A 9,344-nucleotide genomic window follows, 5' to 3' on the forward strand; every position below is an offset into this window, starting at 1 on the left:
GATCAACGAATGGCTGCCCCGATAAACTTCCCAAACAGGCCCTAACGGCGCTGATACAGGACGGTGGGATCCTCGATGGAGACCGGAGCGTCGAGGAGCCTCGACGCCCCCCACAACGGAACGACGGTAGAGATGCTCCGCGGCATCACGGGCTTGGACATCCCAAAGATCGACGACACGGCGGTCGACGACGTGGAGCCGGTGGAGCCGGAGGGGGTAGGCCCGCGGGGCGGATCCCCGGATGCCCGGCCCTCCCCCGGCGTGCCGGGGAGATCGCCGATCACGGCGGTGGCCCCCAGCGGGCCGCCGACCGCGACGAGCCGTCCACCGGCCTGCCCGATCGGCATGCGGGCGGTCGCGACGGTGCCCGGCCTCACCCGTACCAGTTCGCCGTCGATCCACGCTGTGACCGCTCCCGCCGGAGCGGCGAGCACGACGACGCCGGTCGCGCCGGGCGGCACCGGCGGGAGGGAGACGACCGCGTCCGGCGCGGATCCCGCCCCGGCGGCCAGCCCCGTCGGCCCGGAGAGGCCGACCGCCTGGCCATACGCGTCGAGCCCGCGCGGGTCGAGCGGAGGATCAAGGCTGGTGGCGCCAACCCAGGTGGATCCGCCGTCCGAGCCGGTCGACCGCTCTCCCGCCCGGCCCGACGGTGCGGCCAGTCCGGCGAGCACCGGTGCGTCATCGGCCGATTCGACCAGGACGGCCGAGGCGGCGCCCGCCGGCAGCAGCACGGGCGTGATGATCGCACCGGTGGCGGGCACGACGACGGCCTCCAGGCCGATCGGCGTGTGCCGACCCGTACCCGTGAGGATCGTGATGCGCACCGTGGCCTCCCGCAACGGTGCGGCGAGCACCAGGTGCGCCGTCGAGGACGCGGACCCCGCCGGGACGACGACCCCGCCAAGCAGGAGACGCCGGGCCGGGGCGGAGGTGCTCGGGACAAGGCTCACCGGATCCGCGCGCCCCGCCCGGTCCGCCCCCGGCATCGAGTCCGCACGCGCCGCGCTGGGCCGGTCCGCGACCCAGGTGAGAACCCGGCCGGAGCGCACCTGGACGTCGAGCGCGGTCGCGGCGGCCTCCGGTGCGAGGGACGCGAGTCGCCGGATCACCGCGTGGTCCGGGGGCACGGTGATGTCCTGCGGCGACGTCGCCGGTCCGTCGGAAAGCACCCGCACATTGATCCGGGCTGGTTCAGCTGCCAGATTCGACCAGATCACCACCGGATCCCGACCGGCCACGGTCGATGGTCCGGTGAACCAGGCCCGGGCCCGGGACGGCTCGCAACGCGCCTGAATCGGCCCGACGCCGCCCATTGACCCGACGCCGTCTTTCTCCCGGGCCGTCACGGTGGCCGACAGTCCCCCGGCGGACGCGCCCTGGGCGGTCACCAGGATCGATCCACGGCCGCCCGCCACGCCGGTGACGGCGCTGCCCTCCGAGGGCCGCGGAAGGTCCAGGTGACGCCGGCCGCGGACGTCCATCCGTAGTCCAAGCCCCTCGCTTGGAACCTCGGACCCCATCGTGGACACCCGCACCTGGCCCGTCGGCCCACCGCCGGCAGCCACGTCCAAGCCGAGCGCACGGGCCCGCCCGCCCGGCCCGCCCGGACCGGGTGCCACCAGCGTCAGGTCCGGGCAGGCCAGCATGGCGCCTGACAGGGGCCAGACCCGTCCCTTCCCGGCACCGGCACCACCGGTGCTGGTGCCGGTGCTGGTGCCGGCGAGGAACGCCCCGGTCAGCCCGAGCAGCCCGAGGACCCCCAGCGGCAGCACCATCCGCGAAACGACCGTCCGCGAAACGACCACGACGTGACACGACGGCCGCTCAGCCTTCCCGACCCGCCGCGGCTGCGTTGCAGCCGGGGGAGCCATCCGCCGCGACCTCAGGACTGGGATTCCCAGCAGCACGGGAATTCCCAGCAGGACAAGCGCGGCGAGCGCCGCCGCCTGGCCCAGCACGGCCCGGTGGGGTGAAGCCCGGTCGTGGTCGATGCGGAGCCGACCGCCGTCGGGCGGCAGCCGGAATCCGGCTGCCCAGCCCCACGCCCGGAACGGAGTCAGCGGCCGGCCTTCCAGCCACGCGTGCCATCCGGCATCCGCCGGTACGGCGAGCACCAGGGAGCGTGCCGGGCCGGACCGGGCGGCGAGGGCGGGCAACCGCTCGCCGGAGGCCAACCGGCGTACCGAGGAGGGCGCTGGCGGCAGCGGCGCCGAGAGGAGGAGAGGAGCACCCGGCGCTGTACCGATCGGGCGGGCTGTCCGCTTCGTCGCCGCGGGAGCGGCGTGCCGCGCCACCGGCTCACGACGATCAGCCCGATCGGACTCCATCACCCAGGCCAGGGGTCCGCCCGCCCACCCGGATGCGTCCGGTCGCGGCGCACCGGTCCCACCGGGCTCTCCCGAAGCCGTCGCACCACGGGCCGGAACGGCGGGACGCCAGAAGATCGCCCCCGGGCGGGGACGATCCCGGATCAAGGACGGCGTCGCGTCCAGTCGGGCGACGAGCTGAGAGGCCGAGTCGGCCGTGGGTACGGCGACCGATGTCACGCCCAGAAGCGGGAGCCAGCCGGCTGCCCGGCCACCGTTGGCGGCGAGGTCCGCGACCATGTCGGCGAGGAACCGACTGGACCGCCGCGGGGTGCGGGCGCCGGTCTCGGGAAACGTCGGCCCGGACGCGGAGGCCAGGGTGTACCGGATCGTTCTGGCCGAGGCCGGTTGGTGCAGGACGAGGACGCGGGCACCCGGGCCGGCGGCGCGGGTCACGGCCGCGACCGCGCGGGCGAGGCTGGCCCCCTCGACGCCGGCCGGGTTCGCCCCTGTGGTGTCGTCGGGCCGAGATACATCCACGGCCAGGAACCGAGCGGCAAGGATCAGCGGCCCGACGAGGAGGAGCAGCGTCACGGGAAGGACCACCAGCACGGCCGTGCGCCGCCGACGGCCCCGCCCCCGGCCCGCGAGGCGGCCGAACAACCAGCAGGCCAGGCATCCACCGACGAAGCCGGCCACATCGGCACTGGGTCCGCTGTCCGCACCAGCCAGCAGGGCCAGGGAGTACTGGGGCAGCCTGGCCAGGGCGATCGCCGATTCGGCGAGGACGGCGACGGGATCCAGCCACAGGTCCGGAAGCACCGGAATGATCGTCGCGAGCAGAGCGGCGATGATCGCGGGCAGCCTGGACCGCGCGGTCAGGAACGCGACGACGACCAGGCCCGCCCAGGCGATGACCAGCATCGACGGGGCGCAGGCGATGAACCCGACCAGACAGACCGCGAGCGTCCACACCGGCCGGCCCGGCGCCCCGCCGACGCCAAAGCCAAAGCCAAAGCCGGAGCCGTCCCGCCGGTCCCGCAGGACCGCGTCGGCGGCGGCGAGCACCAGGGGAAGGCCGATCACCGCGCCCACGGTGTCGGTGCGGCCGGCGAGGACCGACCCGGTCATCACCGGGTTCAACCCGTAGCCGGCGGCGAGCCCGAACCGGGCGAGCGGATGTGGTTCCAGCCGGGCGAGCGCCCGGTAGGCGCTCAGGCCCGCGAGCGCCGGGCCGGCCGCCAGCAGGATCCAAGCGGCCGGCGCCGGCCTCTCCCCCAGCAGAGTGGCCGCCGCGGCGAACAGCGCGGTGAAAGGGGGTGCCGGCCCGGGACCACTCAGAGGTCCATCGGGCGCCCCCGCCCATCCGGACCACACGGCCGACCACAGGTTCCGGCTGCCGGTCGGGAGCGGCAGGCCCCCGCCGAGCATGTCCGCCGGCATCCCCCGCATGGCCAGGAGCCCGACGGCACCCAGCAGGGTCGCCAGGGTCATCGGCGGCCAGGCCGGCCGGCGCGGGTGCGCATCCGGTCTGGGCCCGGTGACCACCAAGGTGGTGTCGGCGACGTCTTCGGCGGCTCCGGCCCGATCGAGGAGATCCTCGGCGCCGGCTCCGCGCCGCCACGGCAGGCGGCGGGCCGGGAACAACGGGCGGACGGCCCGGTGCGGCACCGCCCACGTGCAGGCGGCGCGCCGACGCATCCGGCGCAACTGCCGTGGCCGCCCCAGCACGGTACCGGCGAGCGTGAGCTCGGCGAGCGCCGCCCGGGGTCGGCCGCGCAGGAGCAGGCCGAGGGTGCGCACGGCCGTTCCGACGAGCAGGGCGACCACCATCGCCGGCAACAGCACCGTCGCCGTGTTCGCCAGCCGGACCCGTAGAGCCCCCGCGCGGTCGGCCGATGCCCCGGGGAAGGCCGAGGCCGAGGCCACGGTCGCCGTGGCCGACGGGACGACGACGACCCGTAGGCCGGCACGGGCCACCCGCCAGCCAAGATCGATGTCATGACCACCATCGAGCTCGGGGTCGAGTCCACCGAGCAGACGCCAGACCACCGCCCGCACGAGGGTGCCCGAACACGCGACGGCGAGGACGTCACGTACCCCGTCACACCGACCATAATCATCATTACCCGGGCACATTCCGGTATGCCGTCGCCCGGCCCGGTCGACGCTCACCCCGGCTTCAACCACCCGGGGTCTCGTCACCGGCCGGGACCGCGCACCCGTCGATCCGGCGGGACCGCCCGCTCCGGCCGCCGGGGCGAATTCGGCCGGCCGGGCGGATTCGGCGAGTGGGGCGGATTCCGGAGCGCGGGCGAGCAGTTTGGGACCGAGGACGGCGGCACCCCGGTCCAGCCGGGCGTAGGCCAGCAGGGTGTGCAACGCGCCTGGGGCAGGGATCGCGGTGTCGTCGAGGAGCCAGACGAATCCGTGCTCCGGTAGGTTCCCCAGCCGAGCCAGCCCCACGACTACGGCGGCGCCGAACGGTGTGGCGGACGGCACCTCGACGACGAGGGGCTCGACGACCGGGTCACCGGCCTGAGCATCCGCGCCGTCGGCGCCGGGATCGACGGGACGGTCGGCGGACGGGAGGCGACCGTCCCCGTCCAGGGGAGACGCGCGTTGCCGGGGAACGCCTCCCCCGCCACCGAGCCGCACCTCGACGACCCGGTCCGGTGGTCTGGTCTGGGCACGCAGGGCGGCCCGGACCTGGGCGGCGGCGGCGGGTCCACCACCCCCTCGACCGAGCACGCAGACCGCGACGACCGGCGGCCCTGCATCATCGGGCAGAGCGGTCACCGCGGCGACCGTGGCCGCCTGTGACGTGCCCGGATCGCCCATCATACGCCGACCGCCGGTCACCGGGCGGGATCAGACCGCTCGGCGTCGCTGCTTGCGTCTCTCCCGCTCGGACATGCCGCCCCAGATCCCGAACCGCTCGTCGTTCTCCAGCGCGTACTCCAGGCACTCGGCCCGGACCTCACAGCCCGAGCAGATGCGCTTGGCCTCGCGGGTCGAACCGCCCTTCTCCGGGAAGAACGCCTCGGGGTCGGTCTGCGCGCACAGCGCGCGTTCCTGCCACTCCATCGCCTCGCCGAGAAGGTCCCCCATCCCCAGATCGATCACCTGGGCGAGGGCGGACCTCCCGGCCGATCCACCAAGATCCTCCATGTCCTTGGTCTCCGCCTCGTCGGCCTCGTCGTCACCGACCTCGTCGACATCGTCGACCTCGTCAATGTCCTCGACGAGGTCGGTGTCCTCGGCGACGGACCGACTGGTCAACGCGGGGGGGACGGGAGCGGCCGTGGCCGGCACCCGCGCCCGCGGGACCGTTTCGGATGTGGCCCGGGTGTGGCGTTCGGTGAGCACCCGCCCGGGGTGATCAGCGAACGGGTCATGCTCAGCGGGACGCTCGACGTCCGCGAGGACAGTGTGGACGCCCGCGTCGGCGTGCTCCATGTGGACTCCTCCAGACCCGTCGCGGTGCGGTCGGCCACCCCTGGGCGCCGGCGCGCAGGTGACTGGTTTCCACACCGGTCAGGCGACGCACTACCGCACGAACCCCGCCAGCGGGGGGAATGACACGCCGGTAATTACACGCTCCAGACTCGATCGCGTCAACCCCACCGTCGCAACATCTTCTACAACCAGCGATGAGACCATAGCTCACAGTCACTACAACCTGTCGCCGAGGGTCCGCGCAACCCTCCTTTCCGTCACTCTGCGCGATCAGATTGGTCGCGACAACGGCATTATCCCGCCCAGACCTAAAGGGCATACACCCCTAAAAGGGGAGGGTCTGAGCTCGGGCAACCGCCGCGAACGTAGACCGATCAGCTACCAGACTCGGCAACCCCAGCCCATTCGGATACGGAGAGTAGTTTTTGATGATCAGGACTTGGCGGGTGTCAGGACACCACCGGCAGCATGGCCCGGACGGTGCGGCCCCGGGCAGCGCGAAAGCGCTCGTCAGGGATCCGGCCATACGTGGTGGTGCGTTGCCGAGCGGGACGACCCGCCCCCGCGGCCACCTCCTCGAGTTCGGCCACGGAACGCCGCGAGCCGTGCTGCGAGCCGGCCATCCGACTGATCGTCTCCTCCATCAGCGTGCCGCCTATGTCGTTCGCCCCACCAGCGAGCACGGCCCGACAGCCCTCCACCCCGAGCTTGACCCAGGAGCACTGGATGTTGTCGATCGAACCGTGCAGCAGAATGCGCGCCATCGCGTGCACGGCCCGGTTCTCCTGGCGGGTGGGGCCGGGACGGGCGACACCGGCCAGGTAGATCGGCGAGCTGTGATGGACGAAGGGGAGGGCCACGAACTCGGTGAAGCCGCCGGTGGAGTCCTGGATGCGCCGTAGCAGGCGCAGATGGGCCACCCAGTGTGCGGGGGTGTCCACGTGCCCGTACATCATCGTGGCCGAGGAACGCAGGCCGACCCGGTGCGCGGTGGTCACCACCTCGACCCAGCTCGCCGCGGGCAGCTTGCCCTTCGTCAGCACCCAGCGGACATCGTCGTCGAGGATCTCCGCCGCGGTGCCGGGGATCGTGTCGACGCCGGCCTCGCGGGCCGCGGTGAGCCAGTCGCCAATCGACATGCCGGTGCGGGTGACGCCGTTGAGAACCTCCATCGGCGAGTAGGCGTGCAGATGCAGCCCCGGCGCCTGCCGCTTGATCTCACGGGCGAGATCGAAGTACGCGGTGCCCGGTAGATCGGGATGGATCCCGCCCTGGACGCAGACCTCGGTCGCGCCGACCGCCCAGGCCTGCGCCGCCCGGCTGCCCACCTCGTCCAGAGACAGCGTGTAGGCGTCGGCGTCCCCACGGCGTTGCGCGAACGCGCAGAACCGGCATCCGGTGTAGCAGACATTAGTGAAGTTGATGTTGCGGTTGACGACGTAGGTGACGTCCTCGCCCACGACGTCGCGGCGCAATCCGTCCGCGAGCGCGCAGAGCTCCTCCAGGGCGGCGCCGTCCGCGCTGAACAGGGTCAGCGCCTCGTCGTCGGTGATCCCGGCCGGATCGGACCCGGCGTGGCGCAGGGCGGCGAGCATGTCGGGGCCGATCCGCCGCATGGCACCGGCACCAGCAACCGCGCCGGCCCGGCTCGCGATGGCCCGGCTGCCCGTGCCGACGACTCCGTCGACCCCCGTCCCGGCCGCGCTGACCTGGGCACGAAGCGACTCCCAGTCACCGTAGACCGTGCCGAAGTCCGCCCGTTTCTCGCTGCGGCGCCCGACCGTGTCGACCGCGGCGTGCAGATCGGTGCGGCCGGTGTCAGCGAGTCCGCCGTCGGGCTCCTGCCAGGGGCGGGCGGCCGGGAACACACCGTCGGCGAGCAGGCCGTCCGCGCCGGCCAACGCCCCGACGTGCCCGGCCAGGCGCGGGTCGATCCATGGTTCACCGAGATGGGAGGGGTAGACGGTGAGCCGGGGCCGCAGCGTGAACCCGGCCTGCGCCGTCACGGCACGCAGGACGTCCAGGTCCGGCCAGGGCCGCTCGGGGTTGACGTGGTCGGGGGTGACCGGGGAGACGCCGCCCCAGTCGTCGATGCCGGCCGAAAGCAGCAGGGCGCACTCCGCGGTGTCAACGAGGTTCGGCGGAGCCTGCACCCGCGTCGTGGGGCCCAGCACCAGCCGGGTGACCGCGACGGCCGCGGCCAACTCCTCGGCACCGACGTCGGGCGCGGAGCGCATCGCGGTGTCGTCCTTGGCGCGGAAATTCTGGACGATCACCTCCTGGATCGACCCGTAGCGGCGGGCCAGACCTCGAAGCTCGAAGATCGTCTCGGCCCGCTCCGCCCGGGTCTCCCCGATGCCGAGCAGCAGGCCGGTCGTGAACGGGATCGACAGCCGCCCGGCGTCGGTGAGGACCCGCAGGCGGACGGCCGGGTCCTTGTCGGGTGACCCGTAGTGCGCCCCGCCCGGCTCCGACCACAGGCGGGTCGCGGTCGTCTCCAGCATCATCCCCATCGACGGGGCCACCGGCTTGAGCCGGGCGAGTTCCACCCAGCTCAGCACACCTGGGTTGAGGTGCGGAAGCAGACCAGTCTCCTCCAGCACGGCGATCGCGACGGCACGCAGGTAGCCCAGCGTCGAGTCGTAGCCGTGGGCGTCGAGCCACTCCCGGGCCGCCGGCCACCGGCCCTCGGGGCGATCACCAAGCGTGAACAGCGCCTCGGCGCAGCCCGCCGCGGCGCCCGCCCGGGCGATGCCGAGCACCTCGTCCACCGTGAGGTAGGGGGCGGGCAACCGGTGCGGCACGGTGGCGAAGGTGCAGTAGTGGCAGCGGTCCCGGCACAACCGGGTCAACGGGATGAACACCTTCGGCGAGTAGGTGACGACACCCGGCCGCCCGATCGACGCCAGACCCGCGTCGCGGGCCCGGGCCGCCGACCGGCACAGGTCCGCGAGGTCGTCGCCGCGCGCGGCCAGCAGAATGGTGGCCTCCACCACATCGAGCGTGGCGCCGTCCCGGGCCCGGCGCAGCGCCCGGCGCAGCGCCGACGGGGACGGCGGGGAACTGGATTCGGCACCGCTGGATTCGGCACCGCTGGATGTCGCCGCCGTACTCATCATGAATTCCTCTGATTCTCCGGCGGCGCCCCCGGCGCCCAGCAGATGAACCGGTCCGGTCGGTGACCATCGGGATCGAAGGGATGCGGTGCCGAAACGGTACTGAGCGGTTCGGCAGGAGACCCGGTCGGCCCGGAGTCAGGGTGTCACGCGGCCGGCCGCACGCCACCCGGTGGCGGGTCTGCGCAGCCGGTCGAGCGTGCCGATCAACATATTCGTCCGCCGGCGCGAGGCCAGCGTCTCGACCAAGGCCTGCGTCCGGTCGGCTCGCCGGCCGGTGCCGGCGAGGTCGGACCCGTCCGGCGTCATACCGGCGGTCTGTCGCATCTGGGCCCGGCGGGCGGCCACGACCTGGGGGGCGCGGGCCCCCGCAAGCGCGCGATTAAGGGAGGCGGACAGGGCTTCGAGGCTCTTGGTGGTCCTGATATCGGACATGATGGTCCTTCCAGCGACGTAGAGG

4 protein-coding genes are annotated in these 9,344 nt (G+C 73.3%); all 4 read right to left on the reverse strand.

Annotated elements, in window-relative coordinates:
* Nucleotides 1-41: 41 nt before the first annotated feature.
* Nucleotides 42-5,153 (reverse strand): DUF5719 family protein, encoded by a 5,112-nt coding sequence (locus AC08OQ_RS12820; protein ID WP_476601256.1) that lies wholly within the window; start codon nt 5,151-5,153, stop codon nt 42-44.
* Between the two features lie 27 nt (nt 5,154-5,180).
* Entirely contained in the window at nt 5,181-5,768 is a 588-nt protein-coding gene (locus tag AC08OQ_RS12825) for a WhiB family transcriptional regulator (protein ID WP_476601254.1), read from the reverse strand.
* Nucleotides 5,769-6,217: 449 nt separating this feature from the next.
* Nucleotides 6,218-8,884, reverse strand: coding sequence for a bifunctional FO biosynthesis protein CofGH (locus AC08OQ_RS12830; protein WP_476601258.1), 2,667 nt, complete (start codon nt 8,882-8,884; stop codon nt 6,218-6,220).
* A 138-nt stretch (nt 8,885-9,022) separates the two neighbouring features.
* The gene (locus AC08OQ_RS12835; RefSeq protein WP_462188316.1) at nt 9,023-9,319 is read right to left on the reverse strand and encodes a hypothetical protein; all 297 of its coding nucleotides are present in this window, start codon (nt 9,317-9,319) and stop codon (nt 9,023-9,025) included.
* Nucleotides 9,320-9,344 lie beyond the last annotated feature (25 nt).

The organism is Frankia sp. CcCS3, assembly GCF_977927575.1.